Annotated in this window: 28 protein-coding genes, 1 tRNA gene and 3 pseudogenes; 22 read left to right on the plus strand and 10 right to left on the minus strand. The window is 55.4% G+C overall.

All coding sequences use genetic code 11. The features are described from left to right. Positions 1-327: 327 nt before the first annotated feature. From P0120_08320 to P0120_08335, 4 genes are all read left to right on the plus strand, one after another. A complete protein-coding gene (locus P0120_08320) occupies positions 328-1242 on the plus strand; it encodes a universal stress protein (protein ID MDF0674333.1) in 915 nt (304 codons plus the stop codon). Further along, positions 1229-2305, plus strand: coding sequence for a cation-transporting P-type ATPase (locus tag P0120_08325; GenBank protein ID MDF0674334.1), 1077 nt, complete (start codon positions 1229-1231; stop codon positions 2303-2305). The genes P0120_08320 and P0120_08325 overlap by 14 nt, the downstream gene beginning before the upstream one ends. A 261-nt stretch (positions 2306-2566) precedes the next feature. After that, positions 2567-2643 (plus strand) — tRNA-Arg (locus tag P0120_08330). A 462-nt stretch (positions 2644-3105) separates the two neighbouring features. Continuing rightward, complete coding sequence (locus tag P0120_08335; protein ID MDF0674335.1) at positions 3106-4248, plus strand: leucine zipper domain-containing protein; 1143 nt, start codon at positions 3106-3108, stop codon at positions 4246-4248. A 42-nt stretch (positions 4249-4290) separates the two neighbouring features. On the opposite strand, the gene P0120_08340 is transcribed toward P0120_08335, so the two are convergent. The 4 genes from P0120_08340 to P0120_08355 all read right to left on the minus strand — a co-directional run bounded on the left by P0120_08340 (position 4291) and on the right by P0120_08355 (position 7614). Beyond that, positions 4291-5289, minus strand: a complete 999-nt coding sequence (locus P0120_08340) for a site-specific integrase (protein MDF0674336.1) — start codon at positions 5287-5289, stop codon at positions 4291-4293. 25 nt (positions 5290-5314) lie between these two features. Further along, positions 5315-5584: a helix-turn-helix domain-containing protein gene (locus tag P0120_08345; GenBank protein ID MDF0674337.1), complete on the minus strand. Its 270-nt coding sequence runs from the start codon at positions 5582-5584 to the stop codon at positions 5315-5317. A 38-nt stretch (positions 5585-5622) separates the two neighbouring features. Further along, on the minus strand, positions 5623-6369 hold the full coding sequence (locus P0120_08350) for a hypothetical protein (protein ID MDF0674338.1): 747 nt from the start codon (positions 6367-6369) through the stop codon (positions 5623-5625). A 70-nt stretch (positions 6370-6439) separates the two neighbouring features. After that, positions 6440-7614, minus strand: a protein-coding gene (locus P0120_08355; protein MDF0674339.1) for an IS3 family transposase whose coding sequence is annotated in 2 segments (ribosomal slippage) — positions 6440-7329 and positions 7329-7614 — 1176 coding nt in all. Because the reading frame shifts where the segments join, the coding sequence is not laid out codon by codon here. Positions 7615-7825: 211 nt separating this feature from the next. On the opposite strand from P0120_08355, the pseudogene P0120_08360 reads away from it, so the two are divergent. From P0120_08360 to P0120_08380, 5 genes and pseudogenes are all read left to right on the plus strand, one after another. Further along, positions 7826-8616, plus strand: a pseudogene (locus tag P0120_08360) (IS5 family transposase). Between the two features lie 169 nt (positions 8617-8785). Continuing rightward, on the plus strand, positions 8786-9130 hold the full coding sequence (locus tag P0120_08365; GenBank protein MDF0674340.1) for a hypothetical protein: 345 nt from the start codon (positions 8786-8788) through the stop codon (positions 9128-9130). After that, entirely contained in the window at positions 9127-9336 is a 210-nt protein-coding gene (locus P0120_08370) for a hypothetical protein (GenBank protein ID MDF0674341.1), read from the plus strand. Before P0120_08365 ends, P0120_08370 begins: the two co-directional genes overlap by 4 nt. A gap of 281 nt (positions 9337-9617) precedes the next feature. Beyond that, positions 9618-10052, plus strand: a complete 435-nt coding sequence (locus tag P0120_08375; GenBank protein ID MDF0674342.1) for a hypothetical protein — start codon at positions 9618-9620, stop codon at positions 10050-10052. A gap of 301 nt (positions 10053-10353) precedes the next feature. Further along, a complete protein-coding gene (locus P0120_08380) occupies positions 10354-10662 on the plus strand; it encodes a hypothetical protein (GenBank protein MDF0674343.1) in 309 nt (102 codons plus the stop codon). A gap of 53 nt (positions 10663-10715) precedes the next feature. Here the strand turns inward: P0120_08380 and P0120_08385 are convergent, their stop codons facing one another. Further along, positions 10716-10877: a hypothetical protein gene (locus P0120_08385; protein ID MDF0674344.1), complete on the minus strand. Its 162-nt coding sequence runs from the start codon at positions 10875-10877 to the stop codon at positions 10716-10718. Between the two features lie 147 nt (positions 10878-11024). On the opposite strand from P0120_08385, the gene P0120_08390 reads away from it, so the two are divergent. Beyond that, positions 11025-11270 carry a hypothetical protein gene (locus P0120_08390; protein MDF0674345.1) on the plus strand — a complete coding sequence of 82 codons (246 nt, stop codon included), beginning with the start codon at positions 11025-11027 and terminating at the stop codon, positions 11268-11270. A gap of 291 nt (positions 11271-11561) precedes the next feature. Here the strand turns inward: P0120_08390 and P0120_08395 are convergent, their stop codons facing one another. Continuing rightward, positions 11562-11765: a hypothetical protein gene (locus tag P0120_08395; GenBank protein ID MDF0674346.1), complete on the minus strand. Its 204-nt coding sequence runs from the start codon at positions 11763-11765 to the stop codon at positions 11562-11564. Between the two features lie 15 nt (positions 11766-11780). Continuing rightward, positions 11781-12191: a hypothetical protein gene (locus tag P0120_08400; protein ID MDF0674347.1), complete on the minus strand. Its 411-nt coding sequence runs from the start codon at positions 12189-12191 to the stop codon at positions 11781-11783. Positions 12192-12287: 96 nt separating this feature from the next. Here P0120_08400 and P0120_08405 point away from each other — a divergent pair. The 7 genes and pseudogenes from P0120_08405 (at position 12288) to msrA (ending at position 17438) form a co-directional block, all read left to right on the plus strand. Then, a pseudogene (locus P0120_08405) lies at positions 12288-13322 on the plus strand (IS630 family transposase). A 404-nt stretch (positions 13323-13726) separates the two neighbouring features. Further along, entirely contained in the window at positions 13727-14410 is a 684-nt protein-coding gene (locus P0120_08410; GenBank protein MDF0674348.1) for a hypothetical protein, read from the plus strand. A 490-nt stretch (positions 14411-14900) separates the two neighbouring features. Then, the gene (locus tag P0120_08415) at positions 14901-15041 is read left to right on the plus strand and encodes a hypothetical protein (protein MDF0674349.1); all 141 of its coding nucleotides are present in this window, start codon (positions 14901-14903) and stop codon (positions 15039-15041) included. Positions 15042-15319: 278 nt separating this feature from the next. Further along, positions 15320-15964 carry an OmpA family protein gene (locus P0120_08420; protein ID MDF0674350.1) on the plus strand — a complete coding sequence of 215 codons (645 nt, stop codon included), beginning with the start codon at positions 15320-15322 and terminating at the stop codon, positions 15962-15964. A 94-nt stretch (positions 15965-16058) separates the two neighbouring features. Then, positions 16059-16439, plus strand: a complete 381-nt coding sequence (locus P0120_08425) for a PilZ domain-containing protein (protein MDF0674351.1) — start codon at positions 16059-16061, stop codon at positions 16437-16439. Between the two features lie 223 nt (positions 16440-16662). Then, on the plus strand, positions 16663-16824 hold the full coding sequence (locus P0120_08430) for a hypothetical protein (GenBank protein MDF0674352.1): 162 nt from the start codon (positions 16663-16665) through the stop codon (positions 16822-16824). Positions 16825-16892: 68 nt separating this feature from the next. Continuing rightward, positions 16893-17438 (plus strand): peptide-methionine (S)-S-oxide reductase MsrA, encoded by a 546-nt coding sequence (gene msrA, locus P0120_08435; protein MDF0674353.1) that lies wholly within the window; start codon positions 16893-16895, stop codon positions 17436-17438. A 12-nt stretch (positions 17439-17450) separates the two neighbouring features. On the opposite strand, the gene P0120_08440 is transcribed toward msrA, so the two are convergent. After that, a complete protein-coding gene (locus P0120_08440; GenBank protein ID MDF0674354.1) occupies positions 17451-17885 on the minus strand; it encodes a hypothetical protein in 435 nt (144 codons plus the stop codon). Between the two features lie 255 nt (positions 17886-18140). Between P0120_08440 and P0120_08445 the strand changes: the two genes are divergently transcribed. The 4 genes from P0120_08445 (at position 18141) to P0120_08460 (ending at position 22503) form a co-directional block, all read left to right on the plus strand. Further along, positions 18141-19220, plus strand: coding sequence for a substrate-binding domain-containing protein (locus P0120_08445; protein MDF0674355.1), 1080 nt, complete (start codon positions 18141-18143; stop codon positions 19218-19220). Positions 19221-19295: 75 nt separating this feature from the next. Continuing rightward, positions 19296-20867: a hypothetical protein gene (locus P0120_08450; protein MDF0674356.1), complete on the plus strand. Its 1572-nt coding sequence runs from the start codon at positions 19296-19298 to the stop codon at positions 20865-20867. A gap of 74 nt (positions 20868-20941) precedes the next feature. Next, positions 20942-21478 (plus strand): Slp family lipoprotein, encoded by a 537-nt coding sequence (locus P0120_08455; GenBank protein MDF0674357.1) that lies wholly within the window; start codon positions 20942-20944, stop codon positions 21476-21478. 176 nt (positions 21479-21654) lie between these two features. Continuing rightward, a complete protein-coding gene (locus tag P0120_08460; GenBank protein MDF0674358.1) occupies positions 21655-22503 on the plus strand; it encodes a hypothetical protein in 849 nt (282 codons plus the stop codon). A gap of 138 nt (positions 22504-22641) precedes the next feature. Here P0120_08460 and P0120_08465 read toward each other — a convergent pair whose 3' ends face one another. Next, positions 22642-23346, minus strand: coding sequence for a hypothetical protein (locus P0120_08465; protein MDF0674359.1), 705 nt, complete (start codon positions 23344-23346; stop codon positions 22642-22644). A 594-nt stretch (positions 23347-23940) separates the two neighbouring features. On the opposite strand from P0120_08465, the gene P0120_08470 reads away from it, so the two are divergent. Beyond that, entirely contained in the window at positions 23941-24300 is a 360-nt protein-coding gene (locus tag P0120_08470) for a substrate-binding domain-containing protein (protein ID MDF0674360.1), read from the plus strand. 130 nt (positions 24301-24430) lie between these two features. Here P0120_08470 and P0120_08475 read toward each other — a convergent pair. Then, positions 24431-24685 (minus strand): annotated as a pseudogene (locus tag P0120_08475) (DUF4372 domain-containing protein). Positions 24686-24725: the final 40 nt, after the last annotated feature.

A 24725-nucleotide genomic window follows, 5' to 3' on the forward strand; every position in this document is an offset into this window, starting at 1 on the left:
CGAGACGATCCGCAGCTTTAACGCCCTTACTTAGTTAGCCGCGGGTCTCATTGCGCTGCTGAGACAATCTGTCCTTCCTTGGCCACCCGAAAAGTTCTTCCGCGCGAAGACATACCCCTTCGACTGGCGCTAATCACCACAGAGTGTCGCCGGCCTCTGCTGCAAAACGCCGCAACCTTCCATCGGATTACAACACAGGGAACGTGCCTAACTCTTCGAAAGATGACCAATTCTTCTTCCATGACTCTCCATGACACAGGCACATCCAATGCAGTTCTAATACCCGAAATCGTTACTCCAGATTGACCATGCTCAGGAGGGAAATCGATGATGCGAATTCTCTGTGCGGTCGATGGGTCGGAACATTCACGATGGGGAGTAGAAGCGCTCGAGACTCTTGCTGCTCGAGAACCTGAGCATGTGGGGCTCCTGCACATAGTCGACCAGCCGGCGCTTCAGGCCTCCAAGAACAAGAACCCCGTCGCAGCAAAGCGTGCCATTGCCGCTATGGAAAAGGCCGGGACTATCGTGCTGCGCGACGCTGCGCGATCGGCCCGACTCGCCCTCGGGCAGGCAGCAACCGGACCACGCACAAAATTCCAGACTATCCTCACGCATGGTCCGGCCGCCCATACCATTGCGAAGACAGCCCGTCGCCTGAAGGCGGATCTGATCATCATGGGATCCCGCGGTCTGAGCGACATTCAGGGATTCTTGCTTGGGAGCGTCTCTCGTCAGGTGGTCTCGGCGGCCGCTTGTTCCGTCTTGGTCGTGAAACAGCCCATGCCCAACCTGCATCGTGTTGCCCTCGCTGTCGATGACTCCAAACCGTCACGAAGCGCCGCCAGGTTTCTGCGATCTTATGTGCTTCCAGAATCCGCCACCGTCACGATCCTGACCTCGGCTGAAAGTCCTGTTACGGACTTTGCTAAGCGGTACCTGTCCGAGTCGCAACTGGCCGAATTAACCGAACCGGTCATGGAGCGGGCAACCACGCTCGTCAACGGCCTGCGTGACGAGTTCATCAAAGACGGCTATTCCGTCGTCACACAGGTCCGGATGGACCACGTCGTCCAGACCATTATCAACCACGTCGAAGCCAATCGTGACGAGCTACTCGTGGTCGGGTCCCGCGACTTGACCAAGCACGAGCGGCTCTACCTCGGCAGCGTTTCCGAAAGCCTGCTCAGACATGCTCCCTGTTCAGCCCTGGTCGTACGAGGGACCAGTGCCCGACATTAGCCACCACGACATTCACCGGCTCTCGGCAGAAGACGTGCTGAAGCGACTGGACACCGCCAACGGTGGTCTGTCGTCCGCTGACGTTCAACGGCGATTGGCTCAATACGGGCCCAATGTCCTCGTCGGGCCAAGCCATTACTCGCTCCTTCGAGAGCTCCTCCACCAGTTCACTCACTTTCTCGCGATTCTTCTTTGGATTGCCGTCGGTCTCTCCTTCGCCGCGGACGTCGTGAAGCCCGGTGAAGGGATGGCCACATTGGGATTGGCGATCCTCGGCATCATCGTGATCAACGCCGTATTCGCCTTCTTCCAGGAATACAAGGCCGAGCGAGCTCTCCAGGCCCTCCACCGCTTATTGCCTGATAAGACATGGGTGAGCAGAGGAGGACAGCCAGTCGAGGTGACGCGAAGCGAGATCACACCTGGCGATGTGCTGATTCTAGAAGAAGGAGAACGGGTGCCGGCCGATGCACGTCTGATCGAGGCAGTCGGCATGCTAGTGGACAACGCCGCCTTGACCGGTGAATCAAGACCGAAACGACGGGCGGCCGAAGCAACTGAGGACGGGCACTGGCTCGACCTCCCAAACCTCGTCTTTGCCGGCACCACCGTCCTGTCGGGGCATGGTCGCGCCGTCGTCTTCGCCACCGGGATGAATTCAGAGTTCGGCAAGATCGCCGCACTCACCACCATGATTGAAACCGGGCTCAGTCCTCTCCAGAAAGAGATCGCCAAGGTTACTCGCATCATCGCCGTCATTTCGTTGGCGATGGGAGCCTCGTTTTTTGCGATCGGCCTCTGGGCAGGACTTGGGTTTTGGATCAGCGCCATCTTCGGCATCGGCATCATCGTGGCAAACGTGCCGGAAGGTTTGCTCCCGACCGTCACCCTGGCCCTCGCCATCAGCAGCCAGCGCATGGCGAAACGCAACGCATTGATCAAGCACCTGCCCTCCGTTGAGACGCTCAGCTGCACCAAGGTGATTTGTATGGATAAGACGGGCGTCTCAGGAATGGTGAATCTGCCGTCAAGTGCTCAATTGTTGAAGCGGTATGAATCGTGAGCGGTTTCTGCGGTTGATTTGGCAAGTGAGAGATTGCTAGTCTTGGTTGTCCGAATAAGTTATTTTCCGTTAACGAAGAACCGGTAGAAATAGTTCTCACACTTAGGTTGTTTGAAAATGTGTAATCGCCCATCACGAAGTTTGATTATTTCATTCTTCATCGGGAGATGCTCACATAACAAATCGCAGTTATGTGACAGCTAGAGCACTTTCATTCAACGGCTTATGGACATAAGCCATTGCTTTATATGGTAAGTATGTGCGCCCGTAGCTCAGTTGGATAGAGCGCCGGGCTTCGAACCCGTAGGTCGCAGGTTCAATTCCTGCCGGGCGCACCAAGGTCACGCGGTTACCGGAGCTTCACCGATATTCCTACCAGGTTGGTTGCGCGGAGGCTGCAGGTCCCTCTCCATCGTGTGTGACTTACTCGTCGAGCCGATCTACCGCCTGCCGATGGCCACCAGGGATTAAATGCCCGTATAAGTCGACCGTGATGGCAATGGAGCTGTGTCCCATCTGTTCTTTCACGTACACGGGGCTCTCGCCTTGCTGGAGCAACAAACTGACGAATGTGTGACGTGTAGATCATGGAATCGAATTTTTCGTAGCCCTGAGGGGTCACATGACAACACATCGTTGACACCCAAACTGACACGACATCGATGACACTTGGCCGACACCGATAAAACGGATAGAAGGACCCTCCAGTCCATCAGGGGGGAAGGATATGAGTCAAAAAAAGTGCGGAGCTGATCGAGGAACGCAAGCGATGTGTCGGCTGGTGGCTGCAACAGCGGTCGATCAGTTGGATTGCCCGACGACTGCGACGAAGTCGGGAGTGGGGGCACAAATGGATCCGGCGGTATCGCCAAGGAGGCCCGACGTGGTTTTTGGAGCGATCCCGACGACCGCACCAGATAGCCCGGCGTGTGTCGGCCACGTTCGAGCAGGCGGTCATCCGAACGCATGCTCGGCTCACCAGTCCGCGCAATCCGCTTGGGTTTTACGGCGCGGAAGCGATCGCACACGAGTTGGCCGATGTGGGGGTGTCCCCCGTGCACAGTATCCGCACCATTCACCGAATCTTGGCCCGGCACCAGCTGGTCACGCGCAGGCGACGGGACCGATCTCGGCGCGGTCCCAGCTTGCCCACTCCTCCGGCCCGGCGCCAGAACGACGTGCACCAACTCGACTTCATTGTCGGGCATTATCTGGGAGCTCGGCGGCCCGTCGTCATCTTGAACCGCAAGGACATAGCCACGGGGCTGGTCGGCGGGACCGAGGAACCCGACCGACGAGTCCAGCGCGTGCTGGCGTTTCTGACGCGGGACTGGCACCGTCATGGCCGGCCTCGGTTTGTCCAAATGGACAACGACATGAGCTTGACGGGCGGCCGGTTCTATCCTCGCAGTCTGGGGCAACTGATCCGATTCTGCTTGGCCTGTCGAGTCATCCCGGTCTTTACGCCCGAGCGGCAACCCGCCGCCAACGCCCGCGTCGAACGCTACAACGGCCTCTGGCAGGAGAAGGTCTGGCAGCGGTATCGCTTCCGCACCCTGCGGCACCTGCGGGCTCGGTCGCACGCCTTTCAGGTGGCCTACAACACCTATCTCACACGCAGGCTGATCCATCAGGGGCAGTACGCGCGCTTGAACGGCCCTCGGTGCCCGTTGCCCGTGCCCTTCCGTATGCCCCACCCGTTGCCACTCTGTCGCGGACAGATCTGGGTGATCAGGAGAATCGATGAAAACGGCCACATCCAGGTGTTCAACGAAACGATTCGGCTCCCCCCGCGCTATGCCCATGAGTTTGTCCGCGTGGTCATTCGGACCGGCCCGCAAACTCTTTCGGTGTACTGGACTGCGTCCCAACAGGGGCGCCTCAAACGGATTGTGCATCGAGCCTATCGCCTCCGTGAAAAGGCCTGCACTCCTTTGCTCTGAAGTCATGCGTCGTCCGGTGACTTCCGCACGAGTGTCGGAGGGTCAACTGGGTACAGTCAGCGATGTCTTGTCGCGCATGAAGACCAATTCATGTGTCAGCGATGTGTTGACACTTGTCGCTGAGGCATTAAGAAGGGCATAGAACGCCCGATGCCGCAGGTTGTCTCCGTCCAGCAATCCACCTGCTTCGCTACAGAAGACCCATTCCGGAACGCCCGGCCAGCCGTTCGTGCTGGCTTGCAGCTGGCGGTCCAGGTGGAGGTCTGATAAGGCCTGGGTCAGCTCTCGCGACATATCGACACGCCGAACCTCTCCGTTCTTGGGAGACGTCATCTTGCCGTGTGTATAGTTTCGCTGCACGAGCAGAAAGCGGCTTTGGAAATCGAGGTCACCCCACTGGAGCGCCAGGAGCTCGCCGAGGCGGAGCCCTGTGCGGACGGCACACAGAAACAGCGGATAATACCGGGAGGCATGGCGCTGAGCTGTGGCGAGGAAGATCGAGACTTCCTCTCTGGTGAATGGGTTCACTTGCCGGCGCTTGGAGACCTTTGGAAGAAACTTTCCGGGTTTCAGCGCCACGTTGACGGGAATCAAGTTATCTTCGACAGCCTGGCTGAGGAGGCTGCTCAGGACCCGAACGTTGTTCTGCACAGTCTTGGGAGATAGGGCCGAGTTGAGCTGCTCGGTCACCATCGAGCGAACCTTCTCGCGGGTGATATCAGGTAGGTGAAGTGAACCGAGGGCAGGGAGGAGCCATCGATCAAGCCGCTTCTGGTAGTCCTCGTGTGTGGTGTGCTTTCGCACCTGACGGATATGGGCAAGCCACCTCGCTGCATACTCCTGCAACGTGACGCGCGTTCGTTCCGGAAGAGCCGCCTGCCCGAGAGCCAGCCTGGCCTGAATCTGTTGCGCAACTTGCTTGGCAGCTTTCTTGCCGGATTCACCGGTGCCAATCCGCTTGGCCTTGCGAGTGCCCTGATGGTTAATAAAGACCCACCACGCCCCTTTCCACTCTCGAATCTTCACGCCCATGGTGCGCATAGGGTCCGTGTTTCCTACTCGGTTGTCAAGCAACCCGCTTTGATAGTCGAACTTGTGCCATAACCGAATCAATGATGTCGTTCAGTCCGTCCGCCGGTGAGGCAACGCGACAGGCGGAAAGCCAGTGGTCGAACTCTTCTCGCTTCACCAGGATCTTTCCTTCGATCCGATAGTGAGGCAATGGACGGAACTGATCAACGAGCCGATCGCGTAGCCACCGCACTGAGCAGGACGAGTAGGCGGCTAGTGCCTGGAGATCGAAATACTCAGGTTCGATGTAATCCTGTAGTTTCACAGCGCTCTATCCTAGTGCACGCGCGCTATCCGGGATCGTCATACGGAAATTCCTCGCATCCGCATCACGGACGGCATGGAGTCAAAGACCGATTTCGCAATCTGCCGCCCATCGAGTTCGACCGTGATGCTGGTTGGCCCTCCTGATTTCGTCCCGCCCATCGCATCGCGCATGAACGCCGCCCCGCGCTTGTTGAGCGGAATGACGGCTTCGCTACTGCCAGCTTCGCCGACTAATCCCATCGTTGGCCCCGTCGCGATGCCGCCATCGGCAAAGGCAAAGGCCGCGAGTGTCCCGATGGCCGCCGCGATGATGGCCACCCCGGCCAAGATCGCCACCCCATAGGGAATGCCGAAAATCGTGGTGGAGGCCGCTGCCGCGATGGACGACAAAAACGTCATGAGAGCTTCACCGATCGAGACGAAAAAGGGAATCAGCGTCGAGGTAAAAAAGCCAGTGATTGCCCCCGTGATCATCGCGAAGGTCCCGGTAATGGCCAATCCTGCCCCTTCCCAAATCCCGACGGTTGCCCCGGCTGCCGCTGCATCGCCTGCGACAATCGTCGCGTTTTTGGCGGCATTAATGCCTGCCACGGAGGTCGACGTTGCCAGCATCAAGGACAGTTCCTCGGCGGCTTGCCCGGCCAGGAGCGAAGCCTTCTGGATCCCGAGATTCATAACCCCTTGCAGGAGCGCGATCTGTGTGGATTCCCAGGCTTGTTTGGCGAAATCTCCACCTTTCACGATGGCGTTGGCCAGGCCAGAAGTCCAGGTGTTCGCAATCATGGCGACCGAAAAACTATTGCTCTGCTGGATTGACCTCGGTTGTCAATAGTGGACGCCATGAATTGCAGCCTCATGCCGCCGGCTGTTGACGGGCCCATCGCTGGGCAAATGCAGCGGGCGAGCAATTCCCGAGCCGGGAATGCCGCCGTTGACGGTTATAGAAGAGCTCGATGTACTCCGTGATCTCCCGCCGGGCCTGCTCCCGCGTGGCATAACGCCGGTGATGGATCAGCTCATTCTTGAGCGTTCCCCAGAAGCTCTCCATCGGCGCGTTGTCATAGCAGTTGCCCTTCCGACTCATGGACGGGGTCAGGCCGAACTGCCGCAACTGCTCTTGATAGTCCTGGGCACAATATTGGGATCCGCGATCGGAGTGGTGAATCAAGCCTGGGCGTGGGCGTTTCCCCCACACTGCTCTCACCAAGGCGTGACGCACCAAGTCCGTCGTCATCCGAGCTCCCATCGCATGTCCGACCACCTCACACGTATACAGATCTTTGAGCCCGGCCAGATACAACCACCCTTCTCCCGTGGGGACATAGGTGATGTCGGTGACCCAGGTCTCATTCGGGCGCGTTGCGGGGAACGTTTGAGCCAGGAGATTGTCCGCCACAGGCCATTGATGCGCCGAATCCGTGGTGATCGTGAACCGGCGCACCTGTGTGCAGCGTAAGCCCAACTTCTTCCGCAGCCGCTTGATGCGCCCAATCCCGGCTGGAAAACCATCCTCACGCAATTCCGCCTGGAGGCGTTCCGGTCCATAGGTCTGGCGGGTGCGCACATGGGCCGCCTGAATCGCCACTTCCAGCCGTGCGTTCTCCTGGGCGCGCTTCGAGGGGCGGCGGTTCTGCCAGGCATGGTACCCGCTTCGGGACACCTCCAGTACCCGACACCACAGACTCAGGGGATAGTGGGGCCGCAGCGTCCTCATCAGCGCGTACCGGGCAGCTGCGCCTTCGCAAAGTACGCGGTGGCTTTTTTTAGGATGTCGCGCTCCATCCGCGCCTCGGCCAGGTCGCGCTTCAGCCGAGAGACCTCGGCCTCCAGCTCTGTCACGGGCCGTCGGCTCTCCCCCAGCGTCGCGAGCTGACCGCGCCGGGCTCGACACACCCAGTTCCCGAGCGTCTTGTCTGAAATGGCGAGTCGTCTCGCCGCCTCCAGAGTCGTCAAGTCCTGTTCGAGCACAAGCTGCACCGCTTGCTCCCGAAACTCCTTCGTATACTTCTGTCGTGGGACTCGTTCCATCGCACACCTCCAGACCTCTGATTCTAGGTTGAAGGCGTCCACTTTTTCGAGGTTACCTCATAGAACCAACTAAGTACACTGGGGCATCGCATGGCAAAAGCGGCGAAGGAACTTGCGGCTGATGCTAGGGCGTGTCCTCAATTAGTTTGGAGGATTCACAATAGCTTAGGTCTGTGATTCACTCTTCATAAGCCAGGGGAGGGGCTTATGGATGGGGCAACGGCGTTATGGATTGCGGGACGATCAGTGGAAGCGGATCGAAGGATGGCTGCCGGGGCGCGACGATACGGTTGGCGTGACGGCGAAGGACAACCGGTTGTTCGTGGCGGCGGTTTTATACCGTTACCGGGCGGGGATTCCCTGGCGGGATTTGCCGGAACGGTTTGGCCCGTGGAAGGCTGTGCACACACGCTTCACGCGCTGGTGCGAGCGCGGCGTTTGGGAAAATGTGTTCAAGCATCTGGCCGCTGATGCCGACAATGAATACGCGATGATCGACTCCACAATCGTGCGTGCCCATCAGCACGCGGCGGGGGCGCGTAAAAAGGGGGGCAGGAGACCAAAGACGTCCGCGAACAAGAAGCGATCGGGCGCAGCAAGGGCGGACTGACCACCAACATCCACGCCACATGCGACGCGTTGGGCAATCCCACGGGTGTTCACCTCACGCCCGGTCACGCGCACGATCTGCAAGGGGCCGATGTTCTCCTGCCGGGGGTTCTTGAAAAAATCGAAGCCTTGCTTGCGGATAAAGCCTTCGATGCGAGCGAGCGCGTTCTGGACCTTCTGAAGCAGGCGGGCGTTGAGAGTGTCATCCCGCCAAAATCCAGCCGCATGGAACAGCGGGAATACGACAAAGAACTCTATAAAACGCGCCACCTGATAGAACATTTCTTTGCCAAACTCAAGCACGATCGCGCCATCGCGACGCGCTCCGACAAAACCGCCAGAAATTTCCTCGGCGCAATCTATCTCGCCGCCTCCGTCATCTGGCTCAATTGAGGACACGCCCTAGCCTGGCCGTGCAAAGGCGGCTACCACCGGCAATTGCATAAATATTTGATTCTTCATCCTCCATAGTAGGCTCGCCTCAACTTTGCACCACCTTCTAAAGTCCTATTGCGGTTAGATTTCACTCCCTTCTAGAATTTGCCCCTCTATCGAGATGCCTATGCCCTTCGTGCTGCATCCCTATCGTCGCTTCCAGATTCAATGCCCTGTTGCCTATTCCGCTGGTCCGTTTAACGGGGTGGGCACTGTGTGGAATCTTTCGTTGGCCGGGTGGCGTCTCTCCGGTGACTTACCGATGAGAGAATGGGAAACGCCGTCATTGTCAGTGACGCTACCAAACAAGCAACGAATCAATGTTCCAAAGGCGACCGTCGGATGGTCGAGAGGCAATGAGTTTGCTGCGGAGACAAATACGATCAACCCGCGCACGATGGCAAGACTTCAGCACTATGTGAAGCGGCTGGTGCAGGGAAGTGGCTTAGCTAAGGAGGTTTGTTGTCAATGAAGGCATATCTTGTAATTACGTTAGTGAGCTTCTTCCTTCTAGCTCAATCAGGATGTATTGGTAATCCCCAGGTAGAGATGAAGACACCCTTTTCGGTGAATGATTTTGAACCTTACAAGACTAAGGGGCAGGGGAAGATTTATGGCCAAGCTTTTTTGAAGACTAGAGGGGGAGATGTAAAAATAGGGGCTGGTGACACGGTGTGATTGTGGCCTAATCCTCCCTTCATGAAGGAAGTAATTTCGCTCAAAGACCGAGGGTATAGCATTTCCAACTACACCACGGAGATGGTCCAACAAATGCGCCCATATGTTCGAGAGAACGTTTGTGATGCCCAAGGTAATTATGAGTTTACAGATCTCCCGCCTGGAGACTACTTCCTTGAAATCACCATTACCTGGTTGGCTGGAAATCAAACGACTGGAGGCGTAATACGGAAGCCCATAACACTAGGGGAGGGACAGGTAGTGAAGGTTTTGCTCACGCCATGAGCAGCGACCGGCCCAAACGCGAAAGCATGTCCCTCGAAGAAGCGACGATCTCCAACATGTGGGAGATTGCGGCGCTCGTGAAGGTCTTGGAGAAGAAGGGCATCTGTACAAAGCAGGATCTGGTGAAGACGGTGATTGAGCTACGAAAGAAGAAGCCGCGAGCCCAAATCTCTGAAACACTCTTTCTTCACATACATTCAGTTCCATCTGACTGCTGGAATGATTCTCCCTCCCAGCGAGAACCGGGCGGAGCGAATCTGTTCACGTTCATGCTGAAGCGTCTTTTTCTGAGTTGTTACGAGTCCCTCCGTCTATTCCTCCACGCTGATACGACGATGTACATGAGTCCCACAATGAGGCCCACCAAGACCGGTTCGATGAGCCATAGCATCATAGCGAGCCACCTCCTTTCCTCTCATGACCGCTACTGAGTACTGGGCTGTCGATTGCGCTCGACCACACTAAAAGAAAACTCCGTCCTCTCGCAAGGGCGGAGCTTGGCTGAACAGCACAGCTTCTCTCATTCTGTGTCGGGTCACGTTTCCGCTACTCGCTCAAAATGTCTCTGCGCTGTTCCACCTTCATGCTATCCCGTTCAGACTCAGGTCGATACTGGGCGAATCCCTAAGGTAAGCTTTCCGAATGCTACCATTGAAAGGATCTAGCGAAGAAGTACAAGGACAAGGAAAAGAAGAAATGATTGAGGTGCCCCCTTCAGGTGATGGAGGAATCATGGACACTGGTAAATGTGGAGTTAATCCGATCACAATTCAGACCATACGGGAATGTCTCGAAAAGCAATTCGTAGACGTGAAGTTCAGTCAGACTATCAGACCGACGTTTGGCTTTCACCACGGCGTCGAGAAGGTATCCTGGCTCCTTGTCGTGAACGAGGAGTTTTTAGCTGGTCACATGTCCCTCGAGAAGTTGCGGCGATTCGTAGAAGACAAGGTGATCCCGAAGGTCCTCAAGAACCCTGGGAAGCGAATTCAGGTTTCAAAGTTGGGAGACGTCACCGTCGAAGAGAAAAATCTTTCGTAGCGTTCTGCAGCAGGACAGAGATACGCTCAAGATTGACGAGTGGTCACAGCTCATCACCCCTGCAATGCCTTCAGCAAGGCCTGAATCGTCAACGGGGCGTTCCCCTCTGATTGATTGTCGATGATCACATAGGCTCGGCGGTTCTCGGCAATTGCTTTTTTACCAGCTCGATTGTTCTCACCGCATCCCCAGTAGCTCACCCACAATCTTCTCACGGGGCTAGCTCGTTTCTTGTCACTTCAATAACGCACGGTCCCCGCTCCCTATCCCCCTTTCGACGTACCTCGTTCGAATCTGGCTCCAATGCTCATACCTGATACGGTTAACTCATGCGCGACGCGATCACCACCCGGAGGACTGCAATGAACTGTACACGCTGTCAGGGGTTGATGCTGGAAGAACACATGATCGATATGGAAGCGGGGTATGGCGAGATGTGGAGCTGCAGTTGGCGATGTTTCAATTGTGGCCATCGAGATGACGCGGTCATGCGGCACCACCGTCAGTTACACGCCAAGCCGATCGTCGTAAGTCCTCAGGCCGTGACGGTTCTAGAGACTTCCGAATTGTCCTGGGAATCGGAGCCGGTTGAACCGCGTGCCGCCTAAAGAGGCGGGCGACGTCGGGGCGGGATCTCCAGGCGGGACAAAATGATGAGGTCAGCCACCATTCCGACCATTATGGTGGTTTTAACGGGAGGGACTCACCATGCTTGTTCTTGTGATGACCTTGGCAAGTGGGCTTTGTTGCGGGATTCTTTTCACATTGGCTCTGGCGAGGTATGCGGCCTTGCCTCAGACGGACGTGGAAAAGATGGCCGCTCATTGCGTTAAGCAGTGTTCCCATCCTACTCCTAGATAAAACTAACGAAGGCTTCACGTCCTCCCGGTTGACGCGGACTATAAGTACCGCTTGACGCTCTCAGTGAGTGGCCGTCGCTGTCCGCCCGGTGTGCGCGTGTACTCGATTTTCCCGTCCCGCATGTAATTATCGACCGTCCTAGGCGTGACTTCGAGCAGAAACGCCGCCTCATGGCGCGTGAGCTTGTTTTTCCGCAACAAGGCCTCTGCGTCATACTCAACGGTCTCCTTACGTTTCGTCATCACGACCTCCTCGCGTCAAGTTCCCTCGGCCCTATCCTCGGCTATCGCCCTTGTTACATGGGCCAGCTCGTCGCGCCCGCAGTACTCGACCAGCAGATGTCGGCCGATGAGATCGGGCAAGCTGGAGCAGTGTTTCAGCCGATCGTGTCCCGACACCTGCCCGCATGGGGTAAATTGGGCGCCGGTGAGGAGATCCCCGAGCTTTTCGAGGGGAGCACCGTACTGCAAAGCCACGCTCATCAGGCGGGCGATTACGTCGTAGAGCGCGATCGTCTCCGGAGTACAGTCGGTCCCTTTCACCCGAAGGAAGATCTCGGCAGGGGATGGATCGTCGTGAACGGAGATGTAGAGCGTTCGCTGGTCTGCAATGCGGACCTTCTGGGTGATGTGGTGACGACGTGAAGGGAGTGCAAGACGAGTGTTCATGGCTTACCTCCCTCTGCCCCAGATGGATCTGGAATGTCTACTCATCGGTCAGTAATATAGACAACAGTATCTGGAAGTGCGAGACTCGGCCTCGCCATGACACGCGACGGTCGCACCCTCGATCACCGGACCTTGGAGACGATTCGCACGATGGCCGTCGCGCGGGTGCGTGAGGGGGAGCGCCCGAGTGCGGTCATCGCCAGCTAGGGGTTTCATCGCTGCACGATTTACCGCTGGCTGAAGACGGCCCGCCGGCGTGGCCAGGGTCTGAACGCCTTGGCAGCCCGGCCCGCCACCGGTCGTCCCCGCACCCTCACGGCGGCACAGGAGCGGCAGGTGTTTCGCTGGATCAACGGCAAGAATCCGAGGCAATACGGGTTTGACTTTGGCCTCTGGACGCGCCAGATCGTGCGTGAATTAGTCGCTCGGCGATTTGGGGTGCGCCTGAGCCTGGCGTCAATCGGGGCAGTCCTGGCCCGTCAGGGGCTGCCTCCACAGAAGCCGTTCCAGCGCGCCTACCAGCGCGCCCCCGTCGCGATTGCGCGCTGGCAGCGTGAGACGTATCCGGCGATCGTACGCCGCGCCAAGCGGGCCAAGGCCGAGATTTATTTCTGGGACGCGTCCGGCTTTCGGGCCGATGCGGTACACGGCACCACCTGGGGGGCTAAGGGCCAGACCCCAGTGGTGGCGGTCCCTGGTCAGCGCCAAGGCATCAGTGCCGCGTCCGCGGTCAGTGCCCAAGGTGCCTTCTGGTTTGCTACCTATGCGGGCGGACTGACGGGCGAACGGTTTGTCACCCTGCTGCACCGGATGCTGCGCGGCCGGCGCAAGCCCCTGCATCTAATCCTGGATAGATTGCCGGCCCACAAAACCAGGGCGGTCACGCACTATGTGGCAGGACTCAACGGCAAGCTGACCCTGCACTATCTGCCCGGCTACGCCCCAGACCTCAACCCGGATGAGCTGGTGTGGAGCTATGCGAAGCGGACTGGGACAGCCCGGACCCCGCTGCAAAAGGGCGAGACGCTTGAGGCGCGGGTCACCACGCAGCTGACAGAGATCGGTCACCGCCCGGCGCTGGTGCGGTCCTTCTTCCAACACCCGAGTGTGGCCTATCTTTCTGACTACTGAGTAAGTTCTGGTTGCGCCGAGGTTGCAGGGTTGCGGAAAACCTGCCGCAGTTCTCATTCATCTGCACACCCAGGCTCTTGATTTGTTTGAGTTTCTGGAGTATCTGATTGATCAGGGTGTGACTTCGAACCCGTAGGTCGCAGGTTCAATTCCTGCCGGGCGCACCAAGGTCACGCGGTTACCGGAGCTTCACCGATATTCCTACCAGGTTGGTTGCGCGGAGGCTGCAGGTCCCTCTCCATCGTGTGTGACTTACTCGTCGAGCCGATCTACCGCCTGCCGATGGCCACCAGGGATTCATGTTCAGGCAACTCGACCGTTATCATGATCGAGCTGTACTCATAACTGTGAACATCGAGAATAGTTCAGGACTCGCATCTCGCCGCTCATTTTGGGGAGGCAAAATGATGAGGAAACGTCAGGCAGGGGTGCTGGCCACCTGCATCCTCATCCTCATGACGAGTCTGCCTGGTGCACGGGCGACATCGAACGACACACCCGGCACTGACGGGCCGTCGCTGGAGGAGACGTTGGCGTTTATCAAAGACACGTGGGGAGCGTGCTCAACAATGCACAGTGGTTTGCAACGCATGATGGCTAAGGACGGATCACTCTGGCATGTGGATCGAATGGCGAAGGTCGACGTGGTTCTTATGCCTCCATCAGCTCTCAAAGTTGTTACACGTCTGAATGAACTGAGGAAGTTGAGCGGGATATTCGCACTCCAATCACCAGCAGAAAGGATTCAGGAGTTCGACTTGAATGCACTATCGCCTAACGTGAACCCGGAGCGGGAAGGTGAGAATATTTTTGGAATTCGGTTACGTTGTGCCCGCGGCGCGTGTATAACGGAATGGCTAGCGTCTCTCGCGATACATGGTAAACCCATGCACGAACTAAAAACCGGCAGGGTAGCCATCACGAGCCTCGAAGACCTGGTGTATGAGGATGGTACCCCAAAAGACAAACCGGGGGAAAAGAAGGGGGAGGTGTATATTCCTGTCTGTGATATGGCATCCTTAGAAAGCCTTTCGAAGGCCTTTCAGCACGCCATCGTCAAAGCTGGCGGAAAGAAGCCGCTGTTTTAGCAGGCTGTGGTACGAGCAAGGCTTGAGAAGCAGGAAAGGAGTCGATCTCTGAAACTCCTCCCTTGATTTTCGTTCATCCGTCTGTGTAGCCTTCCCATCTGTAGAATTTCCGACACCTGAACCGCTCAGAGGGCGCTCTCGAACCCCATAGATTTCACGTTCAATTGATGCCAGGGCGCTCGACAGAGGATGCTTTCTCTACGGGTCAGGAATGTAGGGGGTTCATTCCGCTAAAGTTGGATAGATCCGTGATGGAGTTTCGTCCACTATACCGTTCATGCGCGAAAGCGGTTATGCCCTGCGGAGGTTTTGCCGATATAGAAGGCAGACGACCATCGGAGCGCTATACTGCGAACAGAAGCAGCGGTTTGCCTGGACCAGACAATGTCCCTGTTGTGGGAGACCACTTGAGAAGCTGGATCCGATGACCCCCTGGATCTGTGAGTGCGGATGGCGCAGTCAATGAATCGAGCAAGAAGAGGGAGGTACCATGATCCCCGTTTTGCACGACGTGAGAGCAGCATTTTTCCTCTTGATCGCACTCGCCATGCTGTTGTTTATCTGTGCGCTGGCCGGATTAGGAGCGGTGCTACAACCGGCCCGTTGGTCTGAGCGCAAAGGCGGTCGCTGAACGAAAGTGTCTGTCAGTATAGGTTAGCAGCTGGCTTAATCGCGTTCTTGTCTGATCAAAGAAGATTCTCCCTCCTGTCTCTCCAAATATGTGAAATCATTAGGCATCCTGCCATCGATCCGCTAAGCTCCTGTTAAAGAATCAGTTTTCAACGCCGGTGCTATATTTGTTTTGTGTGGAGAAGATAACTGGCGAGCCTCCAGGTGATCCTCATTACATTGATTGTTTCTGGATCGATTGAGGGGCTGAATGGGAATGTTGCATGGAGGAGAAGGGTCATGAATAAGGTGATGGCGAAGTCCGGAGCGCTGATGGTGATGGGACTGATCTTGTTGTCAAACCAGGGCTGTAACACGAAATGGCTCAAGTCTGACGGTGAAGCTGGATCCGAGAGTGGGAGTGCGAAGCTTCCAAGCATGTCAGGACTAGGCTCAATAGGCTCAAGCGGCGAATTGAGCGGTTTTTCTCGCAATCCGTCGGAAGAGCGGCTTACGCAAGGCGGATATTCGACGGCACTGAACCCGTCAGGACTCAGCCCACGTCAGCGTGCCGAACTAACAAAAGAGGAAAAGGCTGCCGTGGAAGCAGGGTTGCAGGATGTTTTCTTTCGTTATGACCAGTGGACCCTGTCGGATACCGGGATGGAAGCACTCAATCATGACGCTGCTTATCTCAAGGATCATCCAGCGGCCGTGCTGAAAATTGAAGGGCACTGTGACGAGCGAGGCACCAGCGACTATAACATGGTTTTGGGCGACAAACGCGCCAAGGCAGCGCGGAACTATCTTGCGGAAGCCGGGGTGAATCCTAAACAGATGGCGATCGTGTCTTTCGGCAAAGAGCGCCCCTTTTGCTTTGATCGGGATGAGCCCTGCTATCGGCAGAACCGCCGCGACCACATGCTTCTGACTACCAAGAAGTAAGGCGCTTCATGTGAGTTGTGCGTTTCGGGGACGGGCCTCAAAAAGATCTGTCGATCACCTCAGATAATAGATAAATTAGACAAGGGCCTCCTCTTTGAACAAGTTCAGTTCTCTCTTCAAGTCAGATGCACCCGATCAGACCCCGTCCAAACCTCGACCACAGGACCGGCGAGTCCAACCGAGATTCACCACGCAATTTCGCAGCACTTTCTCGGGTGAGAAACAGGAAGGACAGGGAAGAACTCTGGATGTTTCAGCCGGCGGTTGTAAAATTGAAAGCGACATGATGGTGGAGCAAGGTGCGAAGTTCGAATGCCGACTCCACATTCCAGGCCTTGATTGGCCTTTGCGGATCGAAGAAGCGACGGTCCGTTGGGTTGATGGCAATAGTTTTGGGATCGCGTTTTCGCGTATCGCTCCAGAAGAGTTTGGAAAGCTCAAGACGGTACTCTCCGAACTTGAACAGGACGAGTAGTTCTCCCCTAATCGCTGCAGCGCAGACACGGCCACTCTCGTATGATTTCTTGATGGAGTGTTCGGCAGTGGATCTCGTCGCTCTCTCGTTCCGCTGTGGGGCGATGTGCCCTCCCAGGCTATCCTGAACACGGTTGACATGGCTGCCATAACTGTCAGAAAGTACAGAATGGTTAAGGTTTGAATCAAAAATTTCGGCATGAGGATAGAGAAAGGAGTGGGGAGTGGAACAGAGGTATGCGATCACCGTGAAATTCTTCGTCGATGCCGATTCTGCGGAAGATGCTGAAGAGATGGTCGAAACTGCCTGTGAAAAGGCCTCGGCCTCATTCCCGGAAATGAGTTACGAAGGGATTGAGGATATTGAGGAAGAAGAAGAGGAGTAGTCGGTCTTCGTCAACTGAAAGCATCTCTCCATTCGCCGACAAATCGCACAATGGGAGACGAATCTCACTTGATCTCATCGGAGAAGGAAGTCGCTATTCTCGCAGGCGGCTGTTTTTGGTGTCTTGAGGCGGTTTATGATCAGGTCCAGGGAGTGGAATCGGTCGAGTCAGGTTACGTCGGTGGAACCCTGGACAATCCTACATACGAAGCCGTGTGCGGGGGGCAGACCGGCCATGCTGAAGCCGTACGGATCACGTTTGATCCTCGAATGATCTCCTACAAAGAACTCCTTGAAATCTTTTTTTCCATTCATGATCCCACGACCCTCAATCGGCAAGGAAACGATCGAGGCACCCAATACCGCTCATCAATTTATTACGGTAGTCCGGCACAGCAACAAACAGCTGAGAGGCTCATCCAATCGCTTTCGGAAGGGAAGCTGTTCGACACTCCTATCGTAACTCAAGTTGTACCGGCTACCCAATGGTATGAAGCAGAAGCTTACCATCAAGAGTATTTCGTCCGAAATCCTTCCCAAGGCTACTGCCAGGTTGTGGTGGGTCCAAAAGTCGCCAAGTTTAGAAAACAGTTTGCCCAACGCCTCAAAGTCTAGGCTAGACCTCGCTCACCGGCTGAACCATCTCGTCAGTATCTCCTTTACCGCCCCGAACACCGCCGGTTTCTGAAATATCTGATGCAATTTGACAAGAACTTCGGCATGCACAGGGCAAAACGGCCATGCCCCGGCCGGATTGCCTTGAACTTGAGCGATGATCAAGCCATCAGCTTGGTCGATCGGAGAATGGAGGACGATCAAGGGACTGTTCGGATCAAGTAAGCAGGTATCGTCCGCCTTACCTGATTGCTCGGTAGCCGCATGACGAATCTGCACATGCTGTTCACCCTCGGAGAAGACGGTGTCTCCATCCCGAATGGGGCCGGTCGGCGCCAAAGAATACAGAACCAGCGGAGCAACCAGAACGATGACTGCGGCAAGGCCGATCGACCAGAGCGGAGGCTCACTCCTATTACTCTCATCGCTTGTCGATGCTGCAGTCATGCCCAACTAATTGTCCGGCTGCGCAGCCGTTCCCTAATCCCGAAGTCCTGAAGCAGGTCAGATGGCATGCCACCCCACGAGGGTGTGAACAAGGCGTGAAAGGTCTGTCACTCTCTCATCGCCTTGGCCTGTCCTCGTCACTGTAGGTTCCAAAAGAAAATTAACAGTCTTGTAATACTGCGGTTACCCTCTCGCAATCCTGAGCGATTACATGGAAGCCGACAGCAACGGTTACCTTAAGCAGGGAGGAACCCAATGATACGGCCATTTTGGAAAACGATCGCGCTTGGAATTCTTGTGCGGTCCGCTCTTTATCTTATCTGCTTTCCTGAGCCATCGTCGGCTGAGCTGAGAGATCCATTTGCCGTTGGAGGTGCACATTCAGAATTGGCTCATTATAGCCCGAAGAAGCAGGTCGCAGGTGCGTTCAAACTTCAAGGCTCGGACGCGCTGTATCCATTGCTCACCCGCCTCAGTGCTGACTTCCAGAAATTTCAACCGAAGGTGAACATCGATTTAAAAAAAGAAAGCCCGAAAGCGGTGTCCGAGTTTCTGCAGCCTCCGCATCACAAAACCGGCAAGATCATGATGATGGACGATCGGGAATCCAGCTTCAAACTGCTGGTTACAACGCATCAGCTCTCTGACGCCGAAGTGAAAGAATTCGTCGCTCAACATGACTATGAACCGACTACCGTGCCTATAGCCATCGGTGCCGGCGCGCTGTATGTGCACAAGGAGAACCCACTGCCTGGCCTGACTCTAGACCAAGCTGATGCCATGTTCTCGTCCACGCGGAAACGAGGATTCAAGACAGCCATTTCCCAGTGGGGACAACTTGGATTGGGTGAAGGCTGGAAGGAGGCGGCAATCCAGCTCCATGGCCGTGATAGACGGTCGGAAGCCCGGTCAGCTTTTCAGGAACATGTGCTCAGTGGCGGTGAATTCAAATCAAGCGTCCAAGAACATCCTGGCGGGGCGACAGTTATCTTCAATATCGAGCGAGACCAGACGGCGATAGGCTACAGCGGACTGGACTTGCATGCGTCAAATGTACGAGCCCTCCCAATTGCGGAGAAGGAAGGGATGCCGTTTGTATCACCATCTCGAGAAACGGTAATTGATCAGACCTATCCGTTGCAAGCTGTGTTGTATCTGCACTTCGACAAGTCGCCCAAGAGGCCTTTGCCTGAGGCAGTCCAGGAATTCTTAACCTTCATCATAAGTCGGGAGGCGGAAGAGATTATGATGAAGGCGGGATTGTTCCCCTTACCTCCCGCCCAAGCTGAGCGCAGGGCCGTTGCCTTCGGCGTTCCTACCGGACTGAGTCAATGATCAGTCAAAATCCGGTGAGAACAACGCAATTCGAGTTTCGACGCGCTACGCAATTTTTACCCAGGAGGATTTCACATGAGAGGACTGTGCCGGGCGGCGGATACTGCCCGAGTGATGCTTATTACCGCACTCACAGCCGCGACCGTCGCGTTGTTCCAGCAACCCATATTGGCCCAGGACCTTTCAACAAGTATGAAGCCGTTGCCTACTCCTGTGCTCATGGCTCAACAGGTCGAAGCAGGGCCGGAAAAACAAGGATCACCGTCGGCAGGCCAGGCCACACAGGGCGGAATATCGCTGGAAGATCTTCTCCTCCAAAGGGGATCCATTACTAAGGATGAGTGGCTCAGAATTCGCGCGGAAGAAGAATACAAGGCCATAGAGCAAACAAAGCGGTTAGAAACCCTGGAGGATTGGAAAAGCAAAACTGAAGTACTTCCGATCCTCAGGGACAAGGTTAATTTCGGCCTGAACGCGCTGCAATTTGTGTATGGGCACGTCGACGCCAGTGTTCCCGAAGGGAGAAGTCAAGATAGTTTGTTTATTCGCCGAGCAGAGCTGGTTTTCTGGGGAAAGCTGAGTGACTATCTTCCTCGCTGGCACATCTTGTTGGAATTTCAAAGTAGCGGTCTGACGAACAACACGCCCCTGTCCGGTACGTCAGTTCCGACCGCTACAACTTCCTTTCGAGAAGCCTATATCGACGTTCGTCCGGTCCAAGCATGGGCGCCCATTCTCAATGTCATCAAGATGGGGGTCTTCCGGATGCCCTTCGGCATCTTCACTGAGACGTCCGGAGGTCTTCGGGATGTCATCAGTTCTCCCTATTTGACTGCTGTGGGAGGAGGTGGTGGACCACCACAGAATAAGAACGGTACGGGTGGGGCCATTGAGTTTATTCAAGAACGCGATTACTTTGTCGACGTTCGAGGCAAGCTTTGGAACCGCCTCGAATACGTGGTCGGTATCATGAATAACAATAACTTTCAAGCCAATGCGATCGTCAATACTGCAGCGGGGATCGGGGGGGCCAATCAGCCTAAGGCATTCTACACCCGTTGGCGTCTTTTTGGGGACGACGTCTCGTTTGTAAGTTTCACCACCATTCAGGGCACATCAAACAACGCCGGCACGTTCATTAATGGTCGAGGTAAAGGGACCTTTGACCGCTATGGCGTAGATTTTCGCTACAACCCAAGGTTCCTGCCTGCTTTCACGACCTACGGAGAATACTGGCAAGGACATGACGGTTCGAATGCGACCACGGTAGGAACTCCGGCCGACGGCGCCTGCCTTGACACCTGCGGTGGTTCCGGTGCACCGGGCGTGCAACGACGCACATGGTACGTTCTGGCAAAGTATCTCTTTACGGAAGGGCTGCTCGAAAACTTTGAGCCGGTCTACATGTATGAGCAATTCGACCCCAATACCAGCATGGGGAACGACCTCTACACTAGGCAAATCCTCGGCTTCACCTATTATTTCGAAAATTTCCCGCCGAAAATGCAGTCCAAAATCCAGTTCAATTACGAGTTCCGACACCACGCCGGCCTTGGAACCGGACCTAACACACCGCCATATAACTCCGCCACAGACCCATTCGCGAACAATGCATTCTTCTTGATGGTCCAGTTACGGTATATGTAATGAGTGCGCATGATGATTCGTTAGCTTCATCGTCGGTTTGACACTCCGTACTGGAACGGTGTAAGGAGGTGAATGTGAGAATTGTTGCTGGTCTTCTCGTCCTATCATCGGCAGTGGTGAGCGCCTGCGCTCCCAGCTACACGGTTTTCCCCGCCAAGGCTATGGAGGGCGTTGACCGTAATTTTGATTTTTCCCGCTGGCGTATGATGGCCGATGAATCCGAATCGACAAAGGTTCAGCTTGGGGGGCGTATCGTGCACTCAGAGGTATCCGGCGACACAGTAACGATCGTCGTTGCTCAGTTGCCCATCGTCGACAAACCGATTTATGGACCAAAGGATAACAGGAAGAACAATGGAGATTTTGTCGTTATCTATCAGGGGCAAATCGACACGGCGGATCTCCAGCGTGGCAATCGAGTGATGGTTGTCGGGACGACTCAGCCGTCGAAAGTCATCACTGTCGCTGATCTCTCCCGAAACTTCCCGATTGTAGCAGCCCAATGTCTACATTTCTGGAACACGCAGGGGAAAGACATTGCAGATTTTCCATACGTGGGAGCAGGATATGTACCCCTTAAGCAAGAGACGGTTTGCGCGAAGAATCCATAGTTGTGGCACTCGATATACGACTCATGAATGTTGCCGATGGTATTAGAGGTCGACGGTTTGTCAGCTTTCATTCAATCATAATGGGGACCACTTTCTGCTTTTTGTCGCTGATCCTCACAATCGGAAATCTATCTGGCTGCGCCCTTTTTAACCCCCTTTTTCAGCATGGACGATTGGTGTATGACCGAGAGGGCATCAGGATCGGTATTGAAGGTGACCCCTCAGTGCGCCCGTCCAGCCAGACGGTTTTGAACAATCATCCGATGGATTTAACTCCCAGAGAACTCGAATCGCTGCTTCAGGTCCTTCAGGTCAGTGGGTATAGTGGGACCATTGTTGGACTGCTCATAAACCCTCAACCGGTCCCACTTTTCACGCCCAAAGAGTTATCGGTAATTTCGGCACATCTCGCCACGGCCTTCCGTGAGGCGCATCCCACGGAGCGAGTGTCTTTCTCGCTGCCGAAGCCGGACGTGACCTATAGTGAGGATCGAACGGTCGGCTTCTTGTTTTTTCGTGGGCGCTATCTCCATGTGGTCCTGAAAGACCATTCTTCCTTTATTCGTACCGACACCGGCGGGGGGGAGGATTCGGCGCATAAAGATCTTCGGGATACCAAAGGCATGAAACTGTGGGTGACTCGTCCAGCTCGCGCGGCAACCGTTCCGGATCTCGAAGTGCCACGATGGGCGCACTTCGAGAGGGTTCATATTTCTCTAGTTGTCAAAGAGATTCTGGCTCAGACGGAGAAGATTCCAGCTGGGCGCATGAATCAAGCGGGAACGATGACACCAGTCCCCCAGCCTGCCGCAGTGCCACCAGAAAGCCGTCAGGGCAGTGCCTCGCCTGATGATCTGCAACTCCAAATTCGAGAACTCTCCGGTGCCAATGAAGACCTCAAAATTCGGCTTGATGAGCAGAATAAGCGTACGCAGCAGTTGCAAGATCAGGTAGAACAGCTGCGCCGTGAACTTCCAAAAGGAGATTCGAAAGACCAGCCGTATAAACCCGTTCCGAAGCCGTAGTAGGCCATGGTGTACATTTTCTTAACCGAGCTTCATCCCTAGCCGGCTTCTGGCCCCCCCACGCTTCTCCTATTGATGGTTTGTTTACCAAGCAGAGAGAGAACGAGCAGGAGAGACCGGATTAGCTTCAGCAGGCAGTCAATCTGGTTTGTGGCCTACGTCTGAAGCTCTACTTGGTAGCTTCTTAAACAGTACGACTATCTCTCGTCGGTCTGGTCGGAACAGTCTGCTCAAGATGCCTTCTCGTGAGGGGGCAACAGCCGCGGTCGGTTCGAAATAAAGTGTCGTTTCCTGAGGGGCAATGGGCTGCAGCGGCCTCGATTGTCCATCGATCGCGGCCCCGATTCCAGGGTCCGACGCATAGTTGGTCTGGGAACGATAGTTGCCGAATATGAGGTGTAGCTCGTCGCCATCGATAAAGATCCCGCCGGAGGTCACTATTTTATTGCGCGCGGTCTGCTGAGTGGATTGATAAAAGGTGACGATTTCCTCGGATGTCGCCGTCCCCAGACCTTTTGCGACTAAGGGAGCAAGGAATCTGATTTCGGCTTCGGTGAATGCCGGATGCCGTGGCGGCTCCTCGTCCTTGCTCGTAAAGGGCAAGGATGGAATGCGGAGGCGCGCGTCGTCGATTATCACGCCCGATAGAACAGCCGCCATCCTATCAGTCGTGATGTCGGCCGGGTGAGAATGACTCCCCCCCACTGTAGGATCTACTTCAAGTCGGACAAAACGCGATGGATCCTCGTACATGGCCAGGGTTGGAAAAGGTCGATTCTGGCAAGCCGTAAGGGAAAGTAGGAGAGCGACGCCAAAGAGAAGGATCACACCAGAGTTCTTCATTCTATCCATCCTTAGCTCCTGAGGGCAAGATACTAGACTGCCTTTCTACGATTAACGGGATGAGGCCTCCATGTTACGGCCTCGTAAATTCTCTTACAAGTCACTAAATGTTCTACCGTTCGCTGGACACAAAATTCTCCCCCTATGTTCAGTGTTGAGTTAACCCAGAGTTGACGCACCAGTGACGGCGCCGAAATCAATGAGCCGTAAGCTCATCGCACAAGAAGGTGAACGATAGCGCCGGACGTACGTGGTTATCGCGAACATCACCAACCCGGTTTTCAATTCTTCGACCGTCATGATGCCGATCACACATCACTTCAAGGCCCATCGAACAGAAAGGAGCGATTCCATGTTTTCCATTCGGCAAGTCGTTCAAGATTATGGCCGTAGCTGCGAACGTCTTCTTTCCAAGCACTCATTCGACTCCCCGCTCTCACAGGAAGAAGAGGCGTTTATCCAATACTACATGGATGAGATGGGGAAAAGATTTGACGGCTTATTCTCAAAACTAGAGGTCAGTGGGAAGATGTCACGGAACTGAATGAATATATTATTGCGCTATCTGAATCAAAGGGGGAGAGAATGCTGATTATGAAATACTTGCGGTGTATGATCGTGGCCGGCTTATGGGCGACTTTTGTTCTGGCAAGTCATCCAACACAGCCAGAGCACTCGGCCATGATCAAGGTGGATGGCTCAAGTACCGTGTATCCCTTAACCGAAGTGGTGGCGGAAGAATTTCGGAATGCCAATCGCGGGAAGATTCGAGTGACCGCTGGCATTGCGAGGACAGGCGGCGGATTCAAAAACTTCTGTCGAGGCGAGATCGATATCGCCGATGCCTCTCGGCCAATTTTGAAGGAAGAACTGGCTCTTTGCCAGAAGAACGGTATCGCCTACTATGAGTTGCCCATCGCCTTCGATGCTGAAGATTCGACTTGGCGCGGATGACGAAGAACGCCTCCGCCCGATGCAGGGCATGCAGCCTCCCAAAGTCGAGAAGGCCGCGATCCATCACGTAGAAGCTTCCCGCCTCGAAGGCATTGAGACTCAAGGCCAGATCGCGACAGATGCGCTAATCCCGTTTCTCGTTGGCGTCGGCGAGCGTGCTTCGCGTGATGCTGCCGCGAATGCCGAGGTGATACAGTTTGCTTGAATGGGCGCGCAGGCACGTCTCGATGTCGCGCAGGCTCTCGCGAAAGGTGAGCTGCGCAAACGCCATCGCCAGGAACTGATCGAGATGCGAGAACGTCAGTGTCGTGTAGCGGCCCGGATAACGTGCGACACAGCGCCGCAGCGTATGCAGCGGCAGGTGCCCCATCAATTGAGCAAACACACCACTGATTTGTCATGATGAATCGCCGGGCCAGCACTCT

Source organism: Nitrospira sp. (genome assembly GCA_029194675.1).
Classification (GTDB): domain Bacteria; phylum Nitrospirota; class Nitrospiria; order Nitrospirales; family Nitrospiraceae; genus Nitrospira_D.